Source organism: Aquitalea sp. ASV15 (genome assembly GCF_016429115.1).
Taxonomy (GTDB): Bacteria; Pseudomonadota; Gammaproteobacteria; order Burkholderiales; family Chromobacteriaceae; genus Aquitalea; species Aquitalea magnusonii.
This window is the reverse complement of sequence record NZ_JAELTZ010000009.1, coordinates 79,972-104,933: the sequence shown is the minus strand read 5'-3', so window position 1 is coordinate 104,933 and position 24,962 is coordinate 79,972. Positions and strand designations below refer to the sequence as shown.

Here is a 24,962-nt window from a genome sequence, read left to right as displayed (position 1 = left end):
GTTGTGGCGGACAGCACGCTGTCCTTGTTATAGCCGTATTGTGCCTGCAGTCGGCGCCGAGCGACAGCCAGCAAGAAAAAAGCCCGCCGGGGCGGGCTGGGATGGCTCAGGCCTGTTTGCCGACTTCCTGGTCGCGCAGGGCGCGGCGCAGGATCTTGCCGACATTAGTCTTGGGCAGCTCGCTGCGGAACTCCACCATCTTGGGTACCTTGTAACCGGTCAGGTTTTCGCGGCAATGATGGATGACATCCTTTTCCGTCAGCGCCGGGTCTTTCTTCACCACGAATACCTTGACCACCTCGCCGGACTTGTCGTCCGGCACGCCGATGCAGGCGACTTCCAGCACGCCGGGGTGGCTGGCGACGATGTCTTCCACTTCATTGGGGTAAACATTGAAGCCGGATACCAGAATCATGTCCTTCTTGCGGTCCACCAGCTTGACGAAGCCGTCCGGCGTCACCATGGCCATGTCGCCGGTGGCCAGGAAGCCGCGCTCGTCGATAACCTTGGCGGTTTCGTCCGGACGGTTCCAGTAGCCCTTCATCACCTGCGGGCCCTTGATGCACAGCTCGCCCTGTTCGCCCTGCGGCAGTGCCTGGCCATCGGCACCGCGAATCTCGATGTCGGTGGAGGGGACGGGCAGGCCGATGGTGCCGTTATAGGCCTTGATGTCCAGCGGGTTGATGCAGGCGGCCGGGCTGGTTTCGGTCAGGCCATAGGCTTCGGCCAGCGTGACGCCGGTAACCTGCTTCCACTTGTCGGCCACGGCTTTCTGCACGGCCATGCCGCCGCCCAGCGCCAGCCGCCAGCTGGAGAAGTCGACCGTCAGGAAGTCCGGATTGTGCAGCAGCGCATTGAACAGGGTATTCACCCCGGTCATGGCGGTGACGCGGTATTTCTTGATTTCCTTGACGAAGCCCGGAATGTCGCGCGGATTGGTGATCAGCACGTTCAGCGCACCCAGCTCGGTGAACACCATCAGGTTGGCTGTCAGCGAAAAGATATGGTACAGCGGCAGGGCGGTGATGATGACTTCCTGCCCCTCGCGCGCCACCGCCTTCACCCAGCTGCCGGCTTGCAGCATGTTGGCGATGATGTTGCGGTGAACCAGCATGGCACCCTTGGAGATGCCGGTGGTGCCGCCGGTGTATTGCAGGAAGGCGATGTCTTCGTGGCCGATCTGCACCGGCTTGAAGCTCTGTGCCGCTCCGGCGGCCAGGGCATCGTTGAAGCGGATGTGGCCGGGCAGATTCCAGGGCGGCACCATCTTCTTGATCTTGCGCACCACGAAATTCACCAGCAGCCGCTTGGGGAAGCCCAGCATGTCGCCAATCGAGGCAATGATGACGTTCTTGACCTTGGTGCGGCCGATCACGTCTTGCAGCACATTGGCGAAGTTCTCCAGGATGACGATGGTCTCGGCACCCGAATCATTAAGCTGGTGTTCCAGTTCGCGCGGGGTGTACAGCGGATTGACGTTGACCACGGTGCCGCCGGCACGCAGTGTGCCGAACACGGCCACCGGGTACTGCAGCAGATTGGGCATCATCACGGCCACGCGGTCGCCTTTTTGCAGCTGCAGCGTGTTTTGCAGGAAGGAAGCGAACTGCACCGTCAGCGCTTGCAGCTCGCCATAGCTCAGCACCTTGTCCATATTGGCCATGGCTGGCCGGTCGCGGAACTTCGTTACACTGCGATCAAACACCTCGACAATCGACTGAAACTGGTTGATGTCGATCTCGTGTGCTACCCCCGGCTGGTAATTCTTTAGCCAAACCTTTTCCATATCTAGGGTTTCTCCATCGTGCTGATTCGAGAGTGCCGCGCCGGCGCTGGTCGTGCTGGCGAGCGTCTTCTATATATTTGTTTCTGAATTTTCGACCGGACATTGCGCCCGTTCTTATATACCCGCACTCCGTCGGGTTGCGGCTAATTTACAGTATGTGAAAAACTCGCGCAAAGCACAGAACCTGTGCGCGACGGCGGCGGGTAGGGGCTTGACAGGCTTCGGTTTTCTTTTTCGCGGGAATGGGTTACAATCGCGATGTTTAGGGATGGGCGTTTCGCCCATTTTTTATTTGTGGAAAGAAGCAATGGATGTTCGTTTGCTGCTGGAAAACACCCTGCCAGGTCTAGGCTATGAGCTGGTCGATTTCGAAATGACCCAGGGTGGCGGTTATCGCGTGTTTATGGACAAGCCCGGTGGTATCACGGTGGAAGACTGTGTGCTGGTAAGCAACCACCTGACCCGTCTGTTTACGGTTGAAAACGTTAATTACGAACGGCTCGAGGTTTCCTCCCCGGGGCTGGATCGTCCTCTCAAGAAAGAGGCCGACTTCGTGCGCTTTGCCGGACAGCTTGCCAAGATCAAGACGCGCATGCCGGTCGAGCAGCAAAAGAAGTTTGCCGGTCGTCTTGCCGGGGTTGAAGATGGCGCCGTCAAGCTGGAAGTGGACGGCGGCCGCATCGTGGCAATTGCCCTGACCAATATCGACAAAGCCAGGCTGGAGCCTGAGTTTTGAGCGGAGGCGGGCTCTGACGCCACGCATAAGGACAAAAATTCGGAGGAATGCATGAGTCGCGAGATTTTGTTGCTGGTTGATGCCCTGGCAAGCGAAAAGAACGTCAGCAAGGACGTGGTCTTTTCCGCCCTTGAAATGGCGCTTGCTTCGGCAACCAAGAAGAAGTTTACCGATGACGAAATGGATGTGCGTGTCGAAATCGACCGCCATACCGGGCAGTACCAGACTTTCCGCCGCTGGACGGTGGTGCAGAACGAGCTGATCGAAAACGAAAGCCGTGAAATCACCATCACCGACGCGCGTGACGATGATCCGCGCATCGAAGTGGGTGCCGTGATCGAACAGCCGATGGAAGCGGTGGAGTTCGGCCGCATCGGTGCGCAGACTGCCAAGCAGGTCATCCTGCAGCGCATCCGCGACGCTGAGCGCGAACAGCTGCTGAATGAATTCCTGCAGCGTCGCGAACACCTGGTCAGCGGCACCATCAAGCGCATCGAGCGTGGCAATGCCATCATCGAATGCGGCAAGCTGGAAGCCGTACTGCCTCGCGATCAGATGATTCCGAAGGAAAACCTGCGCGTGGGCGACCGCGTCAAGGCCTTCCTGCTGCGCATCGACCGCATGGGTCGTGGTCCGCAGCTGGTGCTGTCGCGGACGTCCAGCCAGTTCCTGATCAAGCTGTTTGAGCTGGAAGTGCCGGAAATCGAAGAAGGCCTGCTGGAGATCAAGGAAGCCGTCCGCGATGCCGGTCTGCGCGCCAAGATCGCCGTCAAGGCCAACGATGCCCGCATCGACCCGCAAGGCACCTGCATCGGCATGCGCGGTTCCCGCGTCCAGGCCGTTACCCAGGAGCTGGCTGGCGAGCGCATCGACATCGTGTTGTGGGCGCCGGAACCGGCACAGTTCGTGATCAACGCGCTGTCCCCGGCCGAAGTCAACCGCATCATGATCGATGAAGACAACCACAGCATGGATGTGGTGGTCGAGGAAGACCAGCTGGCGCTGGCCATTGGCCGCAGCGGCCAGAATGTGAAGCTGGCTGCCGAGCTGACTGGCTGGTACCTCAACATCATGACGGTTACCGAAGCGGAAGAGAAACACCAGGCGGAAGACGCGCAATTGCGTGATCTGTTCGTCAAGTGCCTGAGCGTGGACGAAGCAACCGCCACGGTGCTGGTGCAAGAGGGTTTCGCCACCCTGGAAGAGGTGGCATATGTGCCGATCGCCGAGATGCTGGAGATCGACGGTTTTGACGAGGAGTTGGTGAATGAGCTGCGTAGCCGTGCACGTGACGCCATCCTCACCCAGGCCATTGCGTCCGAAGAGAAAGTCGAAGGTGTGTCCGAAGACCTGAAGGATATCGAGGGTCTGGACGCCGAGCTGGTTCGCAAGTTGGCCGAAAACGGCGTGTCCACGCGAGATGATCTGGCCGATCTGGCCGTCGACGATCTGGTGGACATGACCGGCATTGAAGCTGAAGCTGCACGTGCAATCATCATGAAAGCGCGCGAACACTGGTTCAACCAGTAAGGCTTCTTCGGGAAGTATTTACGGAATTTGGGAAGACGCATGGTATTGACGAATGTAAAACAGTTTGCCGGTGAGCTGAACCTCACGCCTGAACGATTGCTGGAACAGCTTCGTGCAGCGGGTGTGGCCAAGCGCACGCCGGATGATATGCTCTCCGAGCAGGATAAATCCCAGCTTCTTGACTACCTGAAGCGTTCGCATGGCGCCCGTGATGAGTCGCGTATTACGCTGACCCGCAAGTCCACCAGTGAAATCAAGACCGCCGACGGTAGTACGGTAAAAGTGGAGACGCGCAAGAAGCGTGTCGTGGTTCGTCCGGAAGACACTCCGGCAGCTGCTCCGGCGGAAGTTGCGCCGGTTGCCGCTCCGGTAGCCAAGGCCGCCGAACCTGTTTCTGCCCCCGCTCCGGCGGCAGAGACCAAGCCGGCTGAAGTCAAGCCGGAAGCAAAGCCGGAACCGCAAGTAAAGGTTGAACCCAAGGTGGAATCCAAGCCCGCCGCACCGGCAGCACCGGTTGCGGAAGCCCCGGCCAAGGAAGCCGCACCTGCTGCCAAGCCGGCTCCGGCTCCGGTACGCACCGTGGCCTCCATTCTGTCGCCGGAAGAAGTAGCCTCCCGCGAAGCGGAAGAAAAGCGTCAGGCTGCTTTCCGCGCCCGTCAGCAAGAGCTGATGCGCGAAAAGATCGAACGCGAAGAGCGCCGTCAGGCGGCTCGTCTGGCTGCCCAGCAGCCGGCACCGGCACCGGCTCCCAAGCCGGTTGAAGCGCCGAAGCCGGTGGAAGCACGCAGCGACGAGCGCCGCGATGAGCGTGGTCCGCGTCCTGCTGGTGCCGACAACCGCGGCCCGCGTCCGGCTGGCGACAACCGTGGCCCGCGCCCGGCTGGCGACAACCGTGGTCCGCGCCCGGCCGGTGACAACCGTGGCCCGCGCCCGGCTGGTGCCGACAACCGTGGTCCGCGTCCGGCAGGTGCCGACAGTCGTGGCCCGCGTCCGGCCGCTGCGCCGGGTGCGCCGGTCGTTCCTGCTACGGTAGCCGGTCGTCCGGATGCCAAGAAGGGCGGCGCCAAGAAGGGTAACGAGCGCTGGGAAGAAGGCAAGAAGGGCGGCCGTGGTCTGAAGACCAAGGGCGGCGATGCCGGCAGCGACTGGAAATCCCGCGGCGGCAAGGGCAAGCACAAGCAGAACAATCAGCATGCTTTCCAGGCCCCGACCGAGCCCATCATTCATGAAGTGCTGGTGCCGGAAACCATCTCCGTGGCCGATCTGGCTCACCGCATGGCCGTCAAGGCCGTCGAGGTGATCAAGGTCCTGATGAAGATGGGCATGATGGTCACCATCAACCAGGTACTGGACCAGGAAACCGCCATGATCGTGGTGGAAGAAATGGGCCACAAGCCGCGTGCGGCACAGGCGGACGATCCGGAAGCCTACCTGGAAAAACCGGAAGGCGAAGAGGTGGAAGTGGCCGTGTTGCCGCGTCCGCCGGTGGTTACCGTCATGGGTCACGTCGACCACGGCAAGACCTCGCTGCTGGACTACATCCGTCGCGCCAAGGTGGCGGCGGGCGAAGCCGGTGGCATTACCCAGCATATCGGTGCTTACCACGTGGAAACCCCGCGCGGCATGATCACCTTCCTGGATACCCCGGGTCACGAAGCGTTTACCGCCATGCGTGCCCGTGGTGCCAAGGCCACCGACATCGTGGTGCTGGTGGTGGCGGCCGACGACGGCGTGATGCCGCAGACCATTGAAGCCATTCACCATGCCAAGGCTGCCAAGGTGCCGATGGTGGTGGCGGTCAACAAGATCGACAAGATGGGTGCCAATGTAGAACGCATCCGCCAGGAGCTGGTATCGCACGAAGTGGTGCCGGAAGACTGGGGTGGCGATACCCAGTTCGTCGAAGTGTCTGCCAAGCAAGGCACCAATATCGACGCGCTGCTGGAAGCCATCCTGCTGCAAGCCGAAGTGCTGGAGCTGAATGCGCCGATCGACGCCCCGGCCAAGGGCATCATCGTGGAAGCCCGTCTGGACAAGGGTCGTGGCCCGGTTGCCACCCTGCTGGTACAGTCCGGCACTCTGAAGAAGGGCGATGTGGTACTGGCTGGTACGGCATTTGGCCGCGTTCGCGCCATGATGGACGAAAACGGCAAGGCCATCGACACCGCTGGTCCGGCCATCCCGGTGGAAATCCTGGGTCTGTCCGACGTGCCGCAAGCCGGTGAAGACGCCATGGTGCTGACCGACGAACGCAAGGCGCGTGAAATCGCCCTGTTCCGTGCCGGCAAGTTCCGTGACGTCCGCCTGGCCAAGCAGCAAGCCGCCAAGCTGGAAAACATGTTTGCCCAGATGGCCGATGGCAGTGGCGAGGTGCAAACCTTGTCCATCATCATCAAGGCCGACGTACAGGGTTCCTACGAAGCGCTGGCTGGCAGCCTGCAAAAGCTGTCCACCGACGAAGTGCGCGTCAGCATCCTGCACTCCGGCGTGGGTGGCATCTCGGAATCGGACATCAACCTGGCGATTGCTTCCAAGGCCATCGTGATCGGCTTCAACACCCGCTCCGATGCCGCAGCGCGCAAGCTGGCCGAAAACGAAGGCGTGGACATCCGTTACTACAGCATCATCTACGATGCCGTGGACGAAGTGAAAGCCGCCTTGTCCGGCATGCTGGCTCCGGAGAAGAAGGAACAGATCCTGGGTACCGTCGAGATCCGTCAGGTGATCCCGGTGTCGAAGGTAGGCAATATCGCGGGTTGTATGGTGACCGACGGTGTGATCAAGCGTACTGCTTCGATCCGTCTGATCCGCAACCACGTGGTGGTGCACACCGGCGAACTGGACTCGCTCAAGCGTTTCAAGGACGACGTGAAGGAAGTGAAGCAGGGTTACGAATGTGGCCTGATGCTGAAGAACTTCAACGACATCCAGGAAGGCGACCAACTGGAAGCTTTCGAAATCGTGGAAGTGGCTCGCTCGCTGTAAGCGGCAGCTCCCCGGCGGGCGCGCTTCGGGCTCAGGCTCGAAGGCGCTCGCCTTTTGCATTCAAGGCGGCTGACACAAGGCCGGGTCCATGCCCGGCTGGCTGTTGGCCGCTTTTATACCGACAGGATGGAAATCATGGCCAAAGCCAGAAAAGGTTTCTCCCGCGCCGACCGCATTGCTGAACAGATTCAGCGCGAGTTGGCCGAACTGGTCCGCACCGGTCTGAAAGACCCGCGCGTGGGCTGGATCACCATTACCGCCGTACAAGTGACCCGTGATTACTCGCATGCCAAGGTGTTCTACACCGTGATGGACGAGAAAACCCGCGAAGTCAGCCAGGAAGCACTGGAGCACTCTGCCGGTTACCTGCGTTCCGAACTGGGCCGCAGCATCAAGATGTTCACCACCCCGCAGCTGCACTTTGTCTACGACGAATCCGTATCGCGCGGCATGCACATGACCAGCCTGATCAACCAGGTGGCACGGGAAGATGCCGAGAAGTTCGGTGCTGCCGAAGGCGAGGGCGCAGCTGCCGGGCAAGAGCAGGAAGGTAGTGCCGAATGAGCAAGCCGCGCAGCAACCGCCGCCAGATTGATGGCGTGCTGCTGATCGACAAGCCCTACGATATTTCCAGCAATAATGCGTTGCAAAAGGCGCGCTGGCTGCTCAATGCCGCCAAGGCCGGGCATACCGGTGTGCTGGACCCGCTGGCCACCGGCCTGTTGCCGATGTGCCTGGGGGAAGCCACCAAGTTTTCCTCCTATCTGCTGGATGCCGACAAGGGCTACCGCGCCACCGTACGCTTTGGTGCCGCCACCAGCACGGGCGACATCGAGGGCGAGGTGGTGCGCGAGTGCCCGGTTGCCTTCGACCAGGCCCGCCTGTTGCAGGTGATGCAGCAGTTTGTCGGCGAGATCAGCCAGGTGCCGCCGATGTATTCGGCACTCAAGCACCAGGGCAAGCCCCTGTACGAATACGCCCGCGAAGGCATTGAAATCCATCGCGAAGCGCGCCAGATCACCATTCATTCGCTTCAGCTGATCAGCTTTGATGGCGTGGAAGCGGTCATCGATGTGCTGTGCAGCAAGGGCACGTATATCCGCACCCTGGCGGAAGACATTGCCATTGCGCTGGACTGCGCCGCCCACCTGACCGGCCTGCGCCGCACCACCACCGGTGGTTTCCAGTTGTCCGAGGCACACACCCTGGCAGCCGTCGAGGCGCTGGACATGGCCGGGCGGGAGGCCTTGCTGCTGCCTGCCGATGTGTTGGTGCAACATTTTCCCGCCACCACGCTGGATGAAACCATGGCCGGGCGTTTTATTCATGGACAGGCCGTGCGTTTTGCCGGCAACTGTGCGAGAATGACGCGCTTCCGGGTTTACAGCGATGCAAACGCGGAGTTTCTTGGTCTGGCCGAGGTGCGTGATGATGACATGCTGCACCCGATCAGACTGCTGGCTGTCAAGCAGACAGCCAGCTAGCGAAGTGCGGATGGGTTGGGCAACCGGCTCGCTGCACTTGTCGGATCGCAAGATCCTTACCTGATTTGGAGTTACCCAAAATGGCAATGACCGCCACTCAAAAAGCAGAAATCGTTAAAAACTTCCAACACAAGGAAGGCGATACCGGTTCGTCCGAAGTGCAAATCGCACTGCTGACCGCCCGTATCAACGATCTGACCCCGCACTTCAAGGCCAACACCAAGGATCACCACAGCCGTCGTGGTCTGCTGAAGATGGTGAGCCGTCGTCGTCGTCTGCTTGACTACCTCAAGCGCACCGATGCTGACAGCTACCGCGCCCTGATTGCCCGTCTGGGTCTGCGCAAGTAATTGGTTCAGGTTTGAAAAAGTCGCAGCAAGTCTGCGACTTTTTCACGCTGGCCTTCAAGCACGCTGTATTACTGTGACAACGGGGGGAGCCTCTAGAAATTTTGATCGCGGCCGGTCTGAATTTTTAGGGGTTCCCGTTGTGTTTTCAGCTTGAAAAAACATATTTTGACTAAGGGATACCCTGTGTTCAATAAAATTACCAAATCGTTTCAGTATGGTAACCAGACCGTTACCCTGGAAACCGGCGAAGTAGCGCGCCAGGCTTCCGGCTCCGTTATTGTTTCTGTTGATGAAACCGTAGTTCTGGTCACCGTTGTCGGTGGCAAAAATGTCAAGCCGGGCCAGGATTTCTTCCCGCTGACCGTCGATTACCTGGAGCGTACCTACGCGGCCGGTAAAATCCCGGGTGGCTTCTTCAAGCGCGAAGGCAAGCAGTCCGAGAAGGAAGTGCTGACCAGCCGCCTGATCGACCGTCCGATCCGCCCGCTGTTCCCGGAAGGCTTCTACCACGACGTACAGATCGTGGCCACCGTGCTGTCGCTGAACCCGGAAGTGGATTCCGACATCCCGGCCATGATTGGTGCTTCTGCTGCGCTGGCCATTTCCGGCCTGCCGTTTGCCGGCCCCATCGGTGCTGCCCGTGTGGGTTACGCCAATGGCGAATACATCCTGAACCCGACCAAGAGCGAACTGGCCGGCTCCGCAATGGACCTGGTGGTTGCCGGTACCGAACGTGCCGTGCTGATGGTGGAATCCGAAGCCAAGGAACTGTCCGAAGCCGTGATGCTGGGCGCCGTGGTGTTCGGTCACGAGCAGATGCAGGCTGCCATCAAGGCCATCAACGAACTGGCTGATGAAGTCAATCCGGTGATGTTCGACTGGGCCGCTCCGGCCAAGAACGAAGAGCTGATCGCCCAGGTGCGTGGCATTGCCGGTGACAAGCTGGCCGCTGCCTTCCGCCTGCGCCAGAAGCAAGCCCGCACCGTAGCCATCAACGACGCCTGGAGCGACGTCAAGGCTGCGCTGATCACCGAAGAAACCGACACCCTGCTGGCCAACGAAATCAAGGGCATCTTCAAGGGTCTGGAAGCCGAGATCGTACGTGGTCAGATTCTGGCTGGTGAGCCGCGTATCGACGGTCGCGACACCCGCACCGTGCGCCCGATCAGCATCCGCAGCAATGTGCTGCCGCGTACCCACGGTTCCGCCCTGTTTACCCGTGGCGAAACCCAGGGTCTGGTGGTGACCACGCTGGGCACCAAGCAGGACGAGCAGATCATCGACGCGCTGGCCGGTGAATACACCGAACGCTTCATGCTGCATTACAACTTCCCGCCGTACTCCACCGGTGAAGCCGGCCGCATGGGCCCGCCGAAGCGTCGTGAAATCGGCCACGGTCGTCTGGCCAAGCGTGCCCTGGTGGCCGTACTGCCGCCGGAATCCGAATTCGGTTACTCCATGCGCGTGGTGTCGGAAATCACCGAATCCAACGGTTCGTCCTCCATGGCTTCCGTTTGCGGTGGCTGCCTGTCGCTGCTGTCCGCCGGTGTACCGCTGAAGGCCCACGTGGCCGGTATCGCCATGGGTCTGATCCTGGAAGGCAACCGCTTTGCCGTGCTGACCGACATCCTGGGTGATGAAGATCACCTGGGCGACATGGACTTCAAGGTGGCCGGTACGGCCGAAGGAATCACCGCCCTGCAGATGGACATCAAGATCCAGGGCATCACCAAGGAAATCATGCAGGTTGCCCTGGCGCAAGCCAAGGAAGGCCGCGAGCATATCCTGGGCCTGATGAAGGAAGCCGTGGAAGGCCCGCAAGAGCTGTCCGCCCATGCCCCGCGTCTGTACGTGATGAAGATCAACCCGGAGAAAATCCGTGAAGTGATCGGCAAGGGCGGCGAAACCATCCGCTCCATCACCAAGGACACCGGCACCGAGATCAATATCGATGAAGATGGCACCATCACCATCGCCTCCATCTCCGGTGAAGGCGCCGAGGCTGCCAAGAAGCGCATCGAAGAAATCACCGTTGAAGTCGAAGTAGGCAAGATCTACGAAGGCACCGTGGTGAAGATTCTCGACAACAATGTCGGCGCCATCGTTTCCATCCTGCCGGGCAAGGATGGTCTGGTACACATTTCGCAGATCGCCAACGAGCGTATCAAGAATGTGTCCGACTACCTGAAAGAAGGCCAGGTTGTGAAGGTCAAGGCCATTGAAATGGACGATCGCGGTCGCATCCGCCTGTCCATCAAGGCCCTGCTGGAAGACGAATCCAAGGTGGCGCGCGAAACCGCCGACTCCTTCGGTCTGAAGACCCAGCAGTAATCCTGCCTGATCGGCAACAAGAAAGCCCGCAGCAATGCGGGCTTTTTTACGCCTGTCGCGCGGCGGCATGCTGGCGGGCAAGCTGTTGTTGCATGTCGCCATTGCCGCAGGGCTGAGTGGGAAAATGGACTTTTCAGGCCGGATTATGGCACTGCTGGCGCTATAATCTGCCGCAAGTATTTGAAAATTATGGGAATTATGCTGACGGGGCTGCTTTGAGATAGGTCAAGTAATTTTATAAGCTGATGTCGCAAACCGGATATGGGTTGGCTTGGTGATTCGATTAGAATCATTTCAAGCGTATTAAATCATAACAATGCCGTTTTCTGCCCAGGACAGCAGGCAGAAGCGGAGGACTCTGCAGGAAGGGAACTATAAAGATGAGCAATTCGATCACCCGCGCTGATTTCGACCAGGTCATGGTACCCAACTACGGCCCGGCGGCTTTTATTCCGGTCAAGGGCCTGGGCTCCCGCGTCTGGGATCAGGATGGTCGTGAATTCATTGATCTGGCCGGTGGTATCGCCGTGAATTCGCTGGGCCATTGCCACCCGGAGCTGGTGGCTGCGCTGACCGAACAGGCTGGCAAGCTGTGGCATGTCTCCAATGTGTTCACCAACGAGCCGGTACTGAAACTGGCGCACGCGCTGACTGCCGCCACCTTTGCCGACCGTGCCTTCTTCTGCAACTCCGGCGCCGAGGCCAACGAAGCCTGTTTCAAACTGGCACGCAAGTACGCTGCCGACCACTTCGGCCCGGAAAAGAATGAAATCATTTCCTGCAAGAATTCCTTCCACGGCCGTACCCTGTTTACCGTGAGCGTGGGTGGCCAGCCCAAGTACACCGAAGGCTTTGCCCCGGTACCGGCCGGCATCCACCATTTCGAGTTCAACAATATCGACTCGCTCAAGGCCGCCATCACCGACAAGACCTGCGCCGTGGTGATCGAGCCGGTACAGGGCGAGGGCGGTGTGCTGCCGGCCGACAAGGCTTTCCTGCAAGCTGCGCGCGAACTGTGCGACCAGCACAATGCCCTGCTGATCTTTGACGAAGTGCAAACCGGCGTCGGCCGTAGCGGCTCGCTGTACGCCTACCAGGAATACGGCGTGACCCCGGACATCCTGTCCAGCGCCAAATCGCTGGGCGGCGGCTTCCCCATCGGCGCCATGCTGACCACCGACAAGATTGCCAAGAGCTTCTCGGTCGGCACCCATGGCACCACTTATGGCGGCAACCCGCTGGCCGCCTCGGTCGCCCTCAAGGTGATCGAAATCGTCAATACCCCGCAAGTGCTGGATGGCGTGCGCGCCAAGAGCCAGCGCCTGCGCGATGGCCTGAATGCCATCAATGCCAAATACCACGTGTTCAAGGAAGTGCGTGGCATGGGCCTGCTGCTGGGCTGCGTGCTGACGGATGAATATGCGGGCCGTGCCAAGGACTTTGTCAACGCCGCCAGCAAGCATCAGCTGTTGCTGCTGGTCGCCGGGGTCAATGTCGTGCGTATGGCGCCGTCACTGGTAGTGGAAGACCGCGACATCGACGAAGCCCTGCAGCGTTTTGATGCTGCCGTGGCTGAACTCGTCGCCGCCAAGTAAGCCTGTTTTTCCCAGCAAGAGACACCGCAGCCCGGTTTTTCCGCGGCTGCGGGTACGGCTGCGCCCGTGAAACGGCGCAGCGGCTTACCCCCCAGAGGGAGGTTTCCATGTTTATCGTGCGCCCAGTCCGCACCGCCGACTTGCCCGCCATCGAAAGAATGGCCGTAGCCAGCGGCATTGGTGTGACCAGCCTGCCCAACAATCGGGACAAGCTGTTCGAACGCATCCAGCAGTCCTCATCGTCCTTCGAGTTTGAAGCCACTGCAGAAACCGGCAGCGAATACTATATGTTTGTGCTGGAATCGGCCGGCGAAGTGGTGGGCACGGCCTCCATCAGCGCCTGTGCCGGTTTTGACGAGCCGTTTTACAGCTACCGCAGCGAAACCTTCGTCCATGCCTCGCGCACGCTCAAGGTGAACAACCGCGTGCATGTGCTGAACATCTGCCACGACCTTACCGGCATGGTGCAGCTGTGCGGCTTTTATGCCGATGCCGCACTGGAGCCTGTCGCCGCCGAACTGCTGTCCCGTGCCCGCCTGCTGTTCATCGCCACGGCGCGCGCACGTTTTGGCCGCCGCATCATTGCCGAAATGCAGGGCATTCATGACGATGCCGGCCAGTCGCCGTTCTGGAACGCCATTGGCCGCCGCTTCTTCAATATGGATTTCCTGCAGGTGGAGCAGGCCTTTGTCGGCCACAGCAAAACCTTTATTGCCGAGCTGATGCCCAGCTACCCCATCTATGTCCCGCTGCTGCCGGATGATGCGCAAAATGCCATTGGCCAGATTCACGCCAATTTCGAGCGTCCCTGCCAGTTGCTGACTACCGAGGGCTTTGAGGCCGACAACTACATCGACATCTTTGATGGCGGTGCGGTGCTGACGGCCGAGCTGGACCGCCTGCAAACGCTGGAGCGCAATCGCAGCTATCCGGTGGAAGTGGCCGCCAGCCTGCCGGCCCAGGCCAGCATGCATCTGGTATGCAATCAACAGGTAGGCGACTTTGCCGCAGCAGCCATCCGGGTGGCGGTGGTGGACGGTGTGGCCTTCATCAACCCCGACGCAGCCCAGGCCCTGGGTGTGGCCAGTGGCGACACGGTGCGCGTCGTCGGTTTGCAGCAAGGCTGAGGAGAAGCAGCATGATGATTATCCGTCCCATCGCCCATGGCGATCTGCCCGGCCTGATGAATCTGGCACGCAGTGCCGGTGTCGGCCTGACTTCGCTGCCGGTGAACGAAGAGCGGCTGTCGCGTCGCATCAGCCGCTCGGTATTGTCCTTTGCCGGCGAGCTGGACCGCGCCGATCAGGGCTATGTATTCGTGCTGGAAGACAGTGAAACCGGCCAGGTTGGCGGTATCTGCGCACTGGAAGCCGCGGTTGGCCTGAAGGAGCCCTGGTACAACTACCGCGTGGGCACCATTGTCCATGCTTCGGACGAACTGGGTGTGTACTCGCGTCACGAAACCCTGTTCCTGTCCAACGACCACACCGGTTACTCCGAGCTGTGCACCTTGTTCCTGCATCCGGACTTCCGCGCCAATCGCAATGGCGGCCTGTTGTCGAAAAGCCGTTTCCTGTTCCTGGCGCAATTCCCGCAGCTGTTCGGCAAGACCGTGGTGGCGGAAATGCGCGGGGTATCCGATGCCGATGGCCGCTCGCCCTTCTGGGAAGGGCTGGGCCGCCACTTTTTCTCCATCGATTTTGCCCAGGCGGATTACCTCACCGGCGTTGGCCAGAAAGCCTTTGTCGCCGAGCTGATGCCCAAGCATCCGGTGTATGTGGATTTTCTGCCGGCCGATGCCCAGGCGGTGATCGGCAAGACGCACGACAACACCCGCCCGGCCGTGGCCATGCTGGAATCGGAAGGCTTCCGCTACGAAGGCTATGTCGACATCTTTGATGCCGGCCCCACCGTGCAGGCGTATACCAGTGAAATCCGCGCGGTGAAGGAAAGCCGCACCCTGGCGGTGAAACTGGCAGACCCGCTGCCGGCAGGCGAGCGTTGTCATTATCTGGTGTCGAATCAGTCGCTCACCGGATTCCGGGTGATTCTGGCGGAAGCCCCGGCACCCACCCATGAATTCTGCCTGACGCCGGAACAGGCGCAGGCGCTGAACGTGCAGGAAGGCGAGCATGTGCGCGCCGTGGCGCTGTCGCCCAAGGAGAATGTATGAGCACCCTGTTGATCAACGGACAATGGCTGGCCGGTGCCGGCGCAGCCCTGAGCAAGACCAACCCGGCTACGGCTGAAGTCATCTGGCAAGGGCAGGGCGCGGATGCCGCGCAGGTGGATGCTGCGGTTGCCCATGCGCGTCAGGCTTTCAAGAGCTGGGCCCGCACCGCGCTGGAGCAGCGCATTGCCATCGCCCGCCGCTTTGGCGAGCTGCTGACGGCCAACAAGGATGGCCTGGCCACCATCATCGCCAAGGAAACCGGCAAGCCGCTGTGGGAAGCGCTGACCGAAGTCACCACCATGGTCAACAAGGTGGAGATCTCGGTGAAGTCCTACCAGGAGCGTACCGGCGAGCGCGCCGCACCCATGGGTGATGCCCAGGCGGTGTTGCGTCACAAGCCGCATGGCGTGGTGGCGGTGTTCGGCCCCTACAACTTCCCCGGCCATCTGCCCAATGGCCATATTGTCCCGGCGCTGCTGGCTGGTAACTGCGTGCTGTTCAAACCGTCCGAGCTGACTCCGTGGACGGCGCAGGAAACCGTCCGCCTGTGGGTGGAAGCCGGCTTGCCGGCCGGGGTAATGGCCCTGTTGCAAGGCGCGCGGGAAACCGGCATCGCCCTGGCTGGCCACAAGGGTATCGACGGCCTGTTCTTTACCGGCAGCTCGGCCACTGGCGAACTGCTACACCGCAATTTCGGCGGCCAGCCGGACAAGATCGTGGCGCTGGAAATGGGCGGTAACAATCCGCTGATCGTGGAAGACGTGGCCGATGTCGATGCCGCCGTGCATCACATCATCCAGTCGGCTTTTGTGTCGGCGGGTCAGCGCTGCACTTGCGCGCGCCGTCTGCTGCTGCCGCAAGGCGCCTGGGGTGATGCGCTGCTGGCACGGCTGGTTGAGGTCACCGCCAAGCTCAAGGTGGGCAAGTACGACGAACAACCGGCACCCTTCATGGGCGCGGTAATTTCCAACGCCGCTGCCGAAGCCCTGCTCAAGGCCCAGGCCTGGCTGCTGGAAAACGGTGGCAAGAGTCTGCTGGAAATGCGTCGCCTGACGCCAGATGCCGCCATGCTGTCGCCCGGCATCATCGACAGCACCGCGGTGGATCGCCCGGATGAAGAATTCTTCGGCCCCTTGCTGCAAGTCATCCGCTATGCCGACTTTGACGAGGCCATCGCCATTGCCAACGACACCCGCTTTGGCCTGGCTGGCGGTGTGCTGTCGGACAGCCGCGATCTGTACGAACGCTATCTGCTGGAAAGCCGCGCTGGCGTGGTCAACTGGAACAAGCCGCTGACCGGCGCCTCCAGTGCCGCCCCGTTCGGTGGCATCGGTGCCTCTGGCAACCATCGCCCCAGTGCCTACTATGCTGCGGATTACTGCGCTTACCCGGTAGCCTCGCTGGAATGCGACAGCCTGACCGTGCCTGCCCAACTTTCTCCGGGGATTACACTGTGAACGCCTACGAAGTGAATTTTGACGGCCTGGTTGGGCCGACGCACAACTACAGCGGCCTGTCCTTTGGCAATGTTGCTTCCACCAGCAATACCAAGGCCGTGTCCAACCCCAAGCTGGCGGCCAAGCAGGGCCTGGCCAAGATGAAGGCGCTGCACGACCTGGGCTTCAAGCAGGGCGTGCTGGCTCCGCATGAGCGTCCGGATGTGGCCAGCCTGCGCCGCCTGGGTTTTTCAGGCACGGACGGCGAAGTGGTGGCCCGCGCCGCCAAGGAAGCCCCGGCCATTCTGGCGGCGGCCTCATCGGCCTCCTGCATGTGGACGGCCAATGCCGCCACGGTCAGCCCGTCTGGCGATACCGCGGACAAGCGGGTGCACTTTACCCCGGCCAATCTGAACAACAAATTCCACCGCTCCATCGAGCATCCCACCACGCGTCGTCTGTTGCAGGCCATGTTTGCCGATGAGCAGCATTTCATGGTGCATGAAGCCCTGCCGGCACAGATGCACTTTGGTGATGAAGGTGCGGCCAACCATACCCGCTTCTGTGCGGAATATGATGCTGCCGGGGTGGAGTTCTTCGTGTTCGGCGCGGCTGCATTCGATGGCCGTTACCCGGCCCCGCAGCGCTTCCCCGCACGGCAGACGCTGGAAGCCTGCCAGGCCGTGGCCCGGCTGCATGGTTTGGCGGAATCCGGCGTGGTGTATGCCCAGCAAGACCCGGCCACCATCGATGCCGGGGTCTTCCACAATGACGTGATTTCGGTGGGCAACCGCAATGTGCTGTTCCACCATGAAAAGTCCTTCCTGCAGCAGGGCAGGGTGCTGGAAGAGCTGTCGCGCAAGCTGGCTGCCGTGGGCGGGCAGTTTGTCCCGGTGGAAGTGCCGGATGCCGAAGTCAGTGTGACCGAGGCGGTAAAGAGCTATCTGTTCAACAGCCAGCTGCTGTCCAAGCCCGATGGCAGCATGATCATCGTGGTGCCGGAAGAGTGCCGCAACATCGAGCGCGTATGGAGCTATCTGCAAAAGATGACGTCCAGCGGCGGCCCGATCAATGAAATCCGCGTGTTCGACCTGAAACAATCCATGCAAAACGGCGGCGGCCCGGCCTGCCTGCGTTTGCGCGTGGCACTGTCGGCCGCGGAGATCGCCGCGGTCAACCAGGGCGTGCTGATGAGCGAGCAGCTGTTCATGAGCTTGAACAACTGGGTGGACAAGCATTACCGCGACCGCCTGAGCGGTGACGATCTGGCTGATCCGGCGCTGCTGGACGAGTGCCGTGGCGCGCTGGACGAACTGACGCAGATTCTGCGCCTGGGTTCGGTCTACCCCTTCCAGCTGGTCTAGCAGGCAGGGTGGCAGATTTGTCGCCCCTCTGCTGCCGAACCAAGCCACCTGCGGGTGGCTTTGTTCATGGTGGCGCTGGCGGTGGATGGCTGCGGCGGTGCGCCCAGGATTCTTTTTGGGGCGTCCGGGAGATTTCTGCCGCATTATGGGGCAGGGCCGGGCTTTTTCCGGCTAAAAATCTGGCCCGACTTTTGCTCTAGGGGGGGCGTGGAGTGGGTTTTGTCGCGATGGATACATCAGGATGACTGCACAGCCATGAGAATTTTCTCGTCAGCCATGCCTTAGTGTCATGCTTTGGATTGTATCCCGAAGATTGTATACATTCGAATGACTGCGGAAATTCTATGTTCACTTTGGAATATGAATGAACATATCTTTTCGAAAACGAAGAATATCAAGGGGAAACATGTCAAAAATGTGAAAATGCATGCTTGGACGGGTGTGGCGCGGCGCAGCGAAGATATCCAATTTTATCTTGTTGCGGCGCAGCGTTATGCCCTGAAAAAAATCAATAAAATCAATAACATGCAAAGTTTTTAAATGATTTGCTTTTTGGCTGTTTTTTGCTGGTTTTTAAGATTGACAGTCGATTGAATCCACACGCATAATCCGTGCGGCTGTCAGACAGAAACCAGAAAAATGGTTCGATAAGACAGGCTATACAACTACAGGTGGCATAAGAAGAGGGTAAGCCCTACAAGCTGCTGGGTCGTTTAATCAAAGGAGATCTCCCACGTGGACATTTTTATCCAACAGATCCTCAATGGTCTGGTACTTGGTAGTATCTATGCGCTGATCGCGCTGGGTTACACCATGGTGTACGGGATCATGGGGCTCATCAACTTCGCCCATGGCGAAGTCGTGATGTTTGGTGCCATGGTATGCATTACCGTTGTTTCTACGCTGATGCATTCCGGCGTAGACCTGCCGGGCTGGGCCATCGTACTGATCGGTACGCTGGTGGCCATTCCGGCTTGCGCCTTGCTCGGTTTCGTCATCGAGCGCGTGGCCTACCGTCCGCTGCGTGGCGCACAACGTCTGGCCCCGCTGATTACCGCGATCGGTCTGTCCATCACGCTGCAACAGGTGGCCATCCTGATCTGGGGCCGCAACTACATTCCTTTCCCTGACCTTCTCAACTCGGATACCGTCAGCATCATGGGTGCCAGCATCACCAAGCTGCAGGTCATGATCGTGGTGTTGTGCGTGGTGCTGATGGCCGGCTTGCTGGTGATCGTGGAGAAAACCAAGCTGGGCCGCGCCATGCGTGCCACCAGCCAGAACCCGAGCGTGGCCGGCCTGATGGGTGTGAACGTCAACACCATCATCTCCGCCACTTTCATGCTGGGTTCCGCCCTGGGCGCGATTGCCGGTGTGATGGTTGCCACCAACTACTCGCAAGCCCACTACTACATGGGCTTCATGATCGGCCTGAAGGCGTTTACCGCTGCGGTGCTGGGTGGTATCGGCAATCTGGGTGGTGCGGTGGCCGGCGGTATCCTGCTGGGCATCATCGAAAGCCTGGGTGCCGGCTATATCGGCCAGCTGACCGGTGGTTTCCTGGGTTCCAACTATCAGGACATCTTTGCCTTCATGGTGCTGATCCTGGTGCTGATTTTCCGTCCGTCCGGCTTGCTGGGCGAAAAGATGGCTGACCGTGCCTGATCCGGGGGAGAAATAATATGACCAAGGCACTCGATTCCAAAAAACTCGGGCTGTTCATTGCCTGCGGCATTGCCCTGTGCGTACTGCCCTTCGTGGTAGGCGGCGCACTGGGTAATTCCTGGGTACGTATCGTCGACTTTGCGCTGTTGTACGTGATGCTGGCGCTGGGCCTGAACATCGTGGTGGGCTTTGCCGGCCTGCTCGACCTGGGCTTCATCGCCTTCTATGCCGTGGGTGCCTACACCTACGCGCTGCTGGGTTCGCCGCACTTCGGCATTCACTGGCCTTTCTATGTCACCATTCCGCTGGGTGCGCTGTTTGCCGCCTTCTTCGGCATTCTGCTCGGTACTCCGGTACTGCGCCTGAAGGGTGACTATCTGGCCATCGTGACGCTGGGTTTCGGTGAAATCGTGCGTATTTTCATGAACAACCTGAATGCGCCGATCAACATCACCAACGGCCCGCAAGGGATCAACCTGATCGACCCCATCCACGTGGGGGGGGTCGATCTGGGTACTCCGATCAACCTGTTCGGCCTGAGCCTGCCGCCGGTTTACCTGTACTACTACCTGTTCCTGGTACTGACCGTGCTGGTGGTGATCATGGCTTCCCGCCTGCAGCACTCCCGTATCGGCCGTGCCTGGGTGGCACTGCGTGAAGACCAGGTGGCGGCTTCCGCCATGGGCATCAACATCCGCAACATCAAGCTGCTGGCTTTTGCACTGGGCGCGCTGTCCGGTGGTGTGGCCGGTGGCCTGTTCTCTGCCTTCCAGGGCTTTGTTTCGCCGGAATCCTTCAGCCTGCTCGAATCCATCATGATTCTGGCCATGATCGTACTGGGCGGCATGGGTAATATCGCCGGTGTGATCCTGGGTGCGGTTGTGCTGACCATTGCGCCGGAAATCCTGCGTGACGTGATTGGCCCGCTGCAGATGAAGACCATGGGTCGCATGCTGATCGACCCGGAAAATGCCCGCATGCTGCTGTTCGGCATTGCCATGGTGGTGATGATGCTGGTTCGTCCGGAAGGCATGCTGCCGTCCAAACGCCGCAAGGCTGAGTTCAAGGACGCCAAAGAAGCGGCGGCGCAGAAAGGTTAAGTCATGGCTGAAGTACTGCTGAAAATCGAAGGCATCAACAAGCGTTTTGGCGGCTTGCACGCGCTGAGCGGCGTCGGCCTCACCATCAACAAGGGTGAGATCTACGGTCTGATCGGCCCCAATGGCGCCGGCAAGACCACCCTGTTCAACGTGCTGACCGGGCTGTACGTGCCGGACGAAGGCTCCTTCACCTTCGACGGCAAGAACCTGTTCCAGGCCAAGCCGCACATCGTGGTGGAAGCCGGGATTGCCCGTACCTTCCAGAACATTCGCCTGTTTGCCGAAATGACCGCGCTGGAAAACGTGATGGTGGGTCGCCACATCCGTTCCAAGGCCGGTGCGCTGGGCGCGGTATTGCGTGACCGCCGTACCCGTGCCGAAGAGCAGGCCATTACCGACAAGGCCTGGGAGCTGCTGGAATACGTTGGCATCACCGACGTGGCCAACGAGCGAGCCCGCAACCTGTCCTACGGCCACCAGCGCCGTCTGGAAATTGCCCGTGCGCTGGCCACCGAGCCCAAGCTGCTGGCACTGGACGAGCCGGCCGCCGGCATGAACCCGCGTGAAACCGAGTCGCTCAAGGAACTGATGAGCAAGATTGCCAAGAGCGGCACCACGGTTTTGCTGATTGAACACGACGTCAAGCTCATGATGGGCCTGTGTGACCGTATCGCGGTGCTGGACTACGGCAAGAAGATTGCCGAAGGCATCCCGGAAGAAGTACGCAGAAACCCGAAAGTGATTGAGGCTTATTTGGGAGCGGCACACGCATGAGTCTCTTAGAAGTTAAAAACCTGCAAGTGGCCTACGGCGGCATCCAGGCTGTCAAGGGGATCGATTTCCATATTGACCAGGGCGAACTGGTGACCCTGATCGGTGCCAACGGTGCCGGCAAGACCACCACCCTGAAAACCCTGATCGGCATGGTCAAGCCCTCCGGTGGCAGCATCACTTATGATGGCAAGCTGAACGGCACCATTCCTTCCTATGACTACGTGCGTCATGGTCTGGTGATGGTGCCGGAAGGTCGCGGCATCTTCAGCAAGCTGACCGTGGAAGAAAACCTGCAAATGGGCGCCTACTACCGCAATGACAAGGCGGCGATCCAGAGCGAAATCGAACGCGTGTACGAGCTGTTCCCGCGCCTGAAAGAGCGTTACAAGCAGCTGGCCGGCACCCTGTCCGGTGGCGAACAGCAAATGGTGGCCATGGGCCGCGCCATGCTGTCCAAGCCCAAGCTCTTGCTGCTGGACGAGCCGTCCATGGGTCTGGCACCGATCATCGTGGAAAAGATTTTCGAAATCATCCAGATGATTGCCAAGGAAGGCGTGACCATGCTGTTGGTGGAGCAGAACGCCAAGCTGGCCTTGGAAGTGTCGCAGCGCGGTTATGTGATGGAAAGCGGCCGTATCACCATGGGTGGTCCGGCGCGCGAATTGCTCGACGACGAACGCGTGCGTAACGCCTACCTCGGCGAGTAAGCAAAAGAGTCTTCAATGACAGCAACGATTAGCCCCGAAGTACTGGTTCACCAGCTCTTCGGGGCCTTTTTATTGCCGCCGCTGCTGTTCATGCTGCCGATACTGGCCGGTGCGCTGCTGTTGCGCAGGCGCCCGCTGGCCGGCTGGCTGCTGCTGCTGGGCGGCCTGTTGCTGGCCTATGGCCTGTCCATTCCGCGCACGGCCATGTGGCTGAGCGCCGGTCTCGAGCAATATCCTCCCATCACCGCCAGTCAATGGCAGCAGGCGCAGGCCATCGTGGTGCTGGGTGGTGGCAAGAAACCGGCACCCGAATATGGTCGTAACGAACCCGCAGCCGATACGCTCGGCCGCCTGCGCTACGCCGCCTGGCTGGCACGGCGCAGCCAGCTGCCCTTGCTGGTGACCGGTGGCTCCCCGCTGGGCGGCGAGCCGGAAGGCGAGGTGATGGCGCGTACCTTGCAGCAGGATTACGGCCTGCCGGTGCGCTGGGTGGAAATGCAGTCCAATACCACGCTGGAAAATGCCCGCTACAGTGCTGCCATGCTGAAAAAGGATGGCATCGGGCGCATCGTGCTGGTCAGCCAGGGCTGGCATCTGCGCCGTGCCTTGCCGTTTTTTACTGCGGAAGGTTTGCAAGTGTTGCCCGCACCCACTGGTTTTGTCCGCTATGATGGCGGGGGGCTGGCCTGGTATCTGCCTGCGGGCCGGGCCATGCAGGAGTGCCACTCTGCCTTGCGCGAGTGGCTGGGGATTTTTTTCTACAAGGCGCGCGGCTGGCTGCATGGCCAGGCGGATCAGCCGGCTGCGCAGCCCTGATTTGACGAGGTGAGTACGTGAAAATCGGTGCCATCATCATTGGTGACGAACTGCTGTCCGGCAAGCGCCAGGACAAGCATCTGCAGGCCTTGATCCGCATTCTGGCGGCGCGGGGCCTGAATCTGGCATGGGCTGACTATGTGGGCGATGATCCGGCCCGTATCCGTGCCACGCTGGAGCGTGCCTTTGCCGGTGGTGATGTGGTGTTCAGCTTTGGCGGTATCGGCGCCACCCCGGATGACCATACCCGCGCTTGCGCGGCGCAGGCGCTGGGCCTGGAACTGGCGGTGCATCCCGAAGCCGGTGCGCTGATCGAGGCGCGTTTTGGTGCGGATGCCTATCCGCACCGCATCAATATGGCGATGTTTCCGCAAGGTAGCCGCATCATCCCCAACCCGGTCAACCAGATTGCCGGTTTCTCGCATGGCGATGTGCATTTCGTGCCGGGCTTCCCGGCCATGGCCTGGCCGATGATCGAATGGGTGCTGGATGAGCAGTACCGCCATCTGTTCAATGACAGCCCGGACGTGGAGCAGGGCGTGATTGCGCTGAATGCCCGCGAGGGCGACCTGATCACCCTGATGCAGGATTTCAGCCAGCGCTATCCTGCCCTCAAGCTGTCCAGCCTGCCCAGCTTTGGCAATGACACCATCCCGCAGATGCATATCGATTTCGGTTTCACCGGCCAGCGCCAGCTGGTGGAGATTGCCCTTGCCGAATGGCGCAAGGCGCTGACGGCGGCGGGGTATACCTTGCAAGAGCGCGCTTGAACTGAGGGGTGGCACAACTGACAAAGGGGCGTTACGCCCCTTTTTGTTTTGCTGGGCCTTGCCGATCAGCGCCCGGTTTTCAGCTGCGTCCACAAGCGGTTTTGCAGGCGCATGATGTCAGTCGGCAGCGGCTCCAGCAGGAACAGCTTGTTGATGAGGGCTGGCGGCGGGTAGATGGCCGCGTCGTTGGCAATCTCCGGTTTCACGAACTTGCGCGCCGCCGCATTGGCGGTGGGGTAGAACACGGTATTGGTGATGCCGGCATTCACCTGCGGGGTTTGCATGTAGTTGATCCACTGCAGGGCGGAGTCGACATTCTTGGCCCCCTTGGGAATCACCATCACGTCAAACCACAGCGGTGCACCGGTCCTGGGGATGTAATAGGCCAGCTGGTAGGGGCGTTTGGCTTCAGCTGCCCGGGTTTTGGCAATCACCACATCACCGGAATAGCCCAGCACCATGCAGATGTCGCCATTGGCCAGCTCGTTGATATAGCCGGAGGAGCTGAAGCGCTTGATATAGGGGCGGATCTTTTGCAGGGTCTGGAAAGCCGCCTGGTAGTCGGCCGGGTTACGGCTATTGGGATTCTTGCCCAGATAGTGCAGGGTGGTGGCAAACACCGCCTTGGCATCATCCAGCACCGAAATGCCGCAGCCTTTCAGCTTGGCTGCTTTTTGCGGATTGAACAGATTGTCCCAGTCATCCAGCGGGGTGTCCTTGCCCAGCAGCGGCTGCACCTTGGTCAGGTTGTAGCCCAGGCCATCCGTGCCATAGGCCCAGGGAACGCCATACAGATTGCCCGGGTCAGCCCCGGCTATCTTGGCCATCAGCGCCGGGTCCAGATTGCGCAGATTGGGCAGCTTGCTCTTGTCCAGCTTCTGGAAGGCACCGGCCTGGATCTGCTTGGCCATGAAGTCCGAGGTGGGGGTGACAATATCGTAGCCGGAGCTGCCGGTCAGCAGCTTGGATTGCAGGGTTTCATTGCTGTCGTAGTTGTCGTAGCGCACCTTGATGCCGGTCTGTTTTTCAAAGCCGGGAATGGTGTCCTTGGCAATGTAGTCGGACCAGTTATATACATTCAGCACCCCGGCGGCGCTGGATGCCTGGCTGGCAGCGGCCAGCAGCAGGGTGGTGGCAAGCAGTTTTCTGGTTTTCATGGCTGGTTTCCTGAGCGGTTGTACACGTCGTCATGAAGGGCGTTGGACCTCATCCTCATGACATGGTTTCGCCCGCGCATGGCAACCGGCCAAACTGCCTTGTGTGAATATGCCTGATGCAAGAAAGCCCGGCATAAAGCCGGGCGCCGATTATTGACAAGCCCCTCTCGCTTTCTGAAAAGAAAGCGAGGCTCCCTTTCAGG

At 60.2% G+C, this 24,962-nt stretch carries 21 protein-coding genes; 19 read left to right on the top strand and 2 right to left on the bottom strand.

Features of this window, described 5'->3' with window-relative positions; genetic code table 11:
* Positions 1–106 precede the first annotated feature (106 nt).
* On the bottom strand, positions 107–1,786 hold the full coding sequence (locus tag JHD64_RS06050) for a long-chain-fatty-acid--CoA ligase (protein ID WP_199052593.1): 1,680 nt from the start codon (positions 1,784–1,786) through the stop codon (positions 107–109).
* Positions 1,787–2,093: 307 nt separating this feature from the next.
* Between JHD64_RS06050 and rimP the strand changes: the two genes are divergently transcribed.
* From rimP to JHD64_RS05955, 19 genes are all read left to right on the top strand, one after another.
* The gene (gene rimP / locus JHD64_RS06045) at positions 2,094–2,522 is read left to right on the top strand and encodes a ribosome maturation factor RimP (RefSeq protein ID WP_059286748.1); all 429 of its coding nucleotides are present in this window, start codon (positions 2,094–2,096) and stop codon (positions 2,520–2,522) included.
* A gap of 51 nt (positions 2,523–2,573) precedes the next feature.
* A complete protein-coding gene (gene nusA, locus JHD64_RS06040; protein WP_110313242.1) occupies positions 2,574–4,052 on the top strand; it encodes a transcription termination factor NusA in 1,479 nt (492 codons plus the stop codon).
* A 39-nt stretch (positions 4,053–4,091) separates the two neighbouring features.
* Positions 4,092–7,037, top strand: coding sequence for a translation initiation factor IF-2 (infB, locus tag JHD64_RS06035; protein ID WP_199052592.1), 2,946 nt, complete (start codon positions 4,092–4,094; stop codon positions 7,035–7,037).
* Positions 7,038–7,172: 135 nt separating this feature from the next.
* Positions 7,173–7,601 (top strand): 30S ribosome-binding factor RbfA, encoded by a 429-nt coding sequence (rbfA, locus tag JHD64_RS06030; RefSeq protein ID WP_110313280.1) that lies wholly within the window; start codon positions 7,173–7,175, stop codon positions 7,599–7,601.
* A complete protein-coding gene (truB, locus tag JHD64_RS06025; RefSeq protein ID WP_199052591.1) occupies positions 7,598–8,521 on the top strand; it encodes a tRNA pseudouridine(55) synthase TruB in 924 nt (307 codons plus the stop codon). The genes rbfA and truB overlap by 4 nt, the downstream gene beginning before the upstream one ends.
* A gap of 80 nt (positions 8,522–8,601) precedes the next feature.
* Positions 8,602–8,871: a 30S ribosomal protein S15 gene (rpsO, locus tag JHD64_RS06020; RefSeq protein ID WP_059286119.1), complete on the top strand. Its 270-nt coding sequence runs from the start codon at positions 8,602–8,604 to the stop codon at positions 8,869–8,871.
* A gap of 183 nt (positions 8,872–9,054) precedes the next feature.
* On the top strand, positions 9,055–11,202 hold the full coding sequence (gene pnp / locus JHD64_RS06015; RefSeq protein WP_059286118.1) for a polyribonucleotide nucleotidyltransferase: 2,148 nt from the start codon (positions 9,055–9,057) through the stop codon (positions 11,200–11,202).
* A gap of 380 nt (positions 11,203–11,582) precedes the next feature.
* Positions 11,583–12,797 carry an aspartate aminotransferase family protein gene (locus JHD64_RS06010; RefSeq protein ID WP_059286117.1) on the top strand — a complete coding sequence of 405 codons (1,215 nt, stop codon included), beginning with the start codon at positions 11,583–11,585 and terminating at the stop codon, positions 12,795–12,797.
* A 107-nt stretch (positions 12,798–12,904) separates the two neighbouring features.
* Positions 12,905–13,924: an arginine/ornithine succinyltransferase subunit alpha gene (gene aruF / locus JHD64_RS06005; RefSeq protein ID WP_059286116.1), complete on the top strand. Its 1,020-nt coding sequence runs from the start codon at positions 12,905–12,907 to the stop codon at positions 13,922–13,924.
* 11 nt (positions 13,925–13,935) lie between these two features.
* Complete coding sequence (astA, locus tag JHD64_RS06000) at positions 13,936–14,970, top strand: arginine N-succinyltransferase (protein ID WP_233170354.1); 1,035 nt, start codon at positions 13,936–13,938, stop codon at positions 14,968–14,970.
* Entirely contained in the window at positions 14,967–16,427 is a 1,461-nt protein-coding gene (gene astD, locus JHD64_RS05995; protein WP_199052590.1) for a succinylglutamate-semialdehyde dehydrogenase, read from the top strand. Before astA ends, astD begins: the two co-directional genes overlap by 4 nt.
* Entirely contained in the window at positions 16,424–17,770 is a 1,347-nt protein-coding gene (astB, locus tag JHD64_RS05990; protein ID WP_199052589.1) for an N-succinylarginine dihydrolase, read from the top strand. The genes astD and astB overlap by 4 nt, the downstream gene beginning before the upstream one ends.
* A gap of 360 nt (positions 17,771–18,130) precedes the next feature.
* Positions 18,131–18,310 carry a hypothetical protein gene (locus JHD64_RS05985; RefSeq protein ID WP_199052588.1) on the top strand — a complete coding sequence of 60 codons (180 nt, stop codon included), beginning with the start codon at positions 18,131–18,133 and terminating at the stop codon, positions 18,308–18,310.
* A gap of 195 nt (positions 18,311–18,505) precedes the next feature.
* Complete coding sequence (locus JHD64_RS05980; protein ID WP_059286111.1) at positions 18,506–19,435, top strand: branched-chain amino acid ABC transporter permease; 930 nt, start codon at positions 18,506–18,508, stop codon at positions 19,433–19,435.
* 17 nt (positions 19,436–19,452) lie between these two features.
* Positions 19,453–20,535, top strand: a complete 1,083-nt coding sequence (locus JHD64_RS05975) for an ABC transporter ATP-binding protein (protein WP_199052587.1) — start codon at positions 19,453–19,455, stop codon at positions 20,533–20,535.
* Between the two features lie 3 nt (positions 20,536–20,538).
* A complete protein-coding gene (locus JHD64_RS05970) occupies positions 20,539–21,309 on the top strand; it encodes an ABC transporter ATP-binding protein (RefSeq protein WP_059286109.1) in 771 nt (256 codons plus the stop codon).
* Positions 21,306–22,016, top strand: a complete 711-nt coding sequence (locus JHD64_RS05965; protein ID WP_059286108.1) for an ABC transporter ATP-binding protein — start codon at positions 21,306–21,308, stop codon at positions 22,014–22,016. The genes JHD64_RS05970 and JHD64_RS05965 overlap by 4 nt, the downstream gene beginning before the upstream one ends.
* Before the next feature lie 15 nt (positions 22,017–22,031).
* Positions 22,032–22,832: a YdcF family protein gene (locus JHD64_RS05960; protein WP_199052586.1), complete on the top strand. Its 801-nt coding sequence runs from the start codon at positions 22,032–22,034 to the stop codon at positions 22,830–22,832.
* A gap of 17 nt (positions 22,833–22,849) precedes the next feature.
* Entirely contained in the window at positions 22,850–23,602 is a 753-nt protein-coding gene (locus JHD64_RS05955; RefSeq protein ID WP_059286107.1) for a molybdopterin-binding protein, read from the top strand.
* Positions 23,603–23,667: 65 nt separating this feature from the next.
* Here the strand turns inward: JHD64_RS05955 and JHD64_RS05950 are convergent, their stop codons facing one another.
* Positions 23,668–24,759, bottom strand: coding sequence for a polyamine ABC transporter substrate-binding protein (locus JHD64_RS05950; RefSeq protein ID WP_199052585.1), 1,092 nt, complete (start codon positions 24,757–24,759; stop codon positions 23,668–23,670).
* Positions 24,760–24,962: the final 203 nt, after the last annotated feature.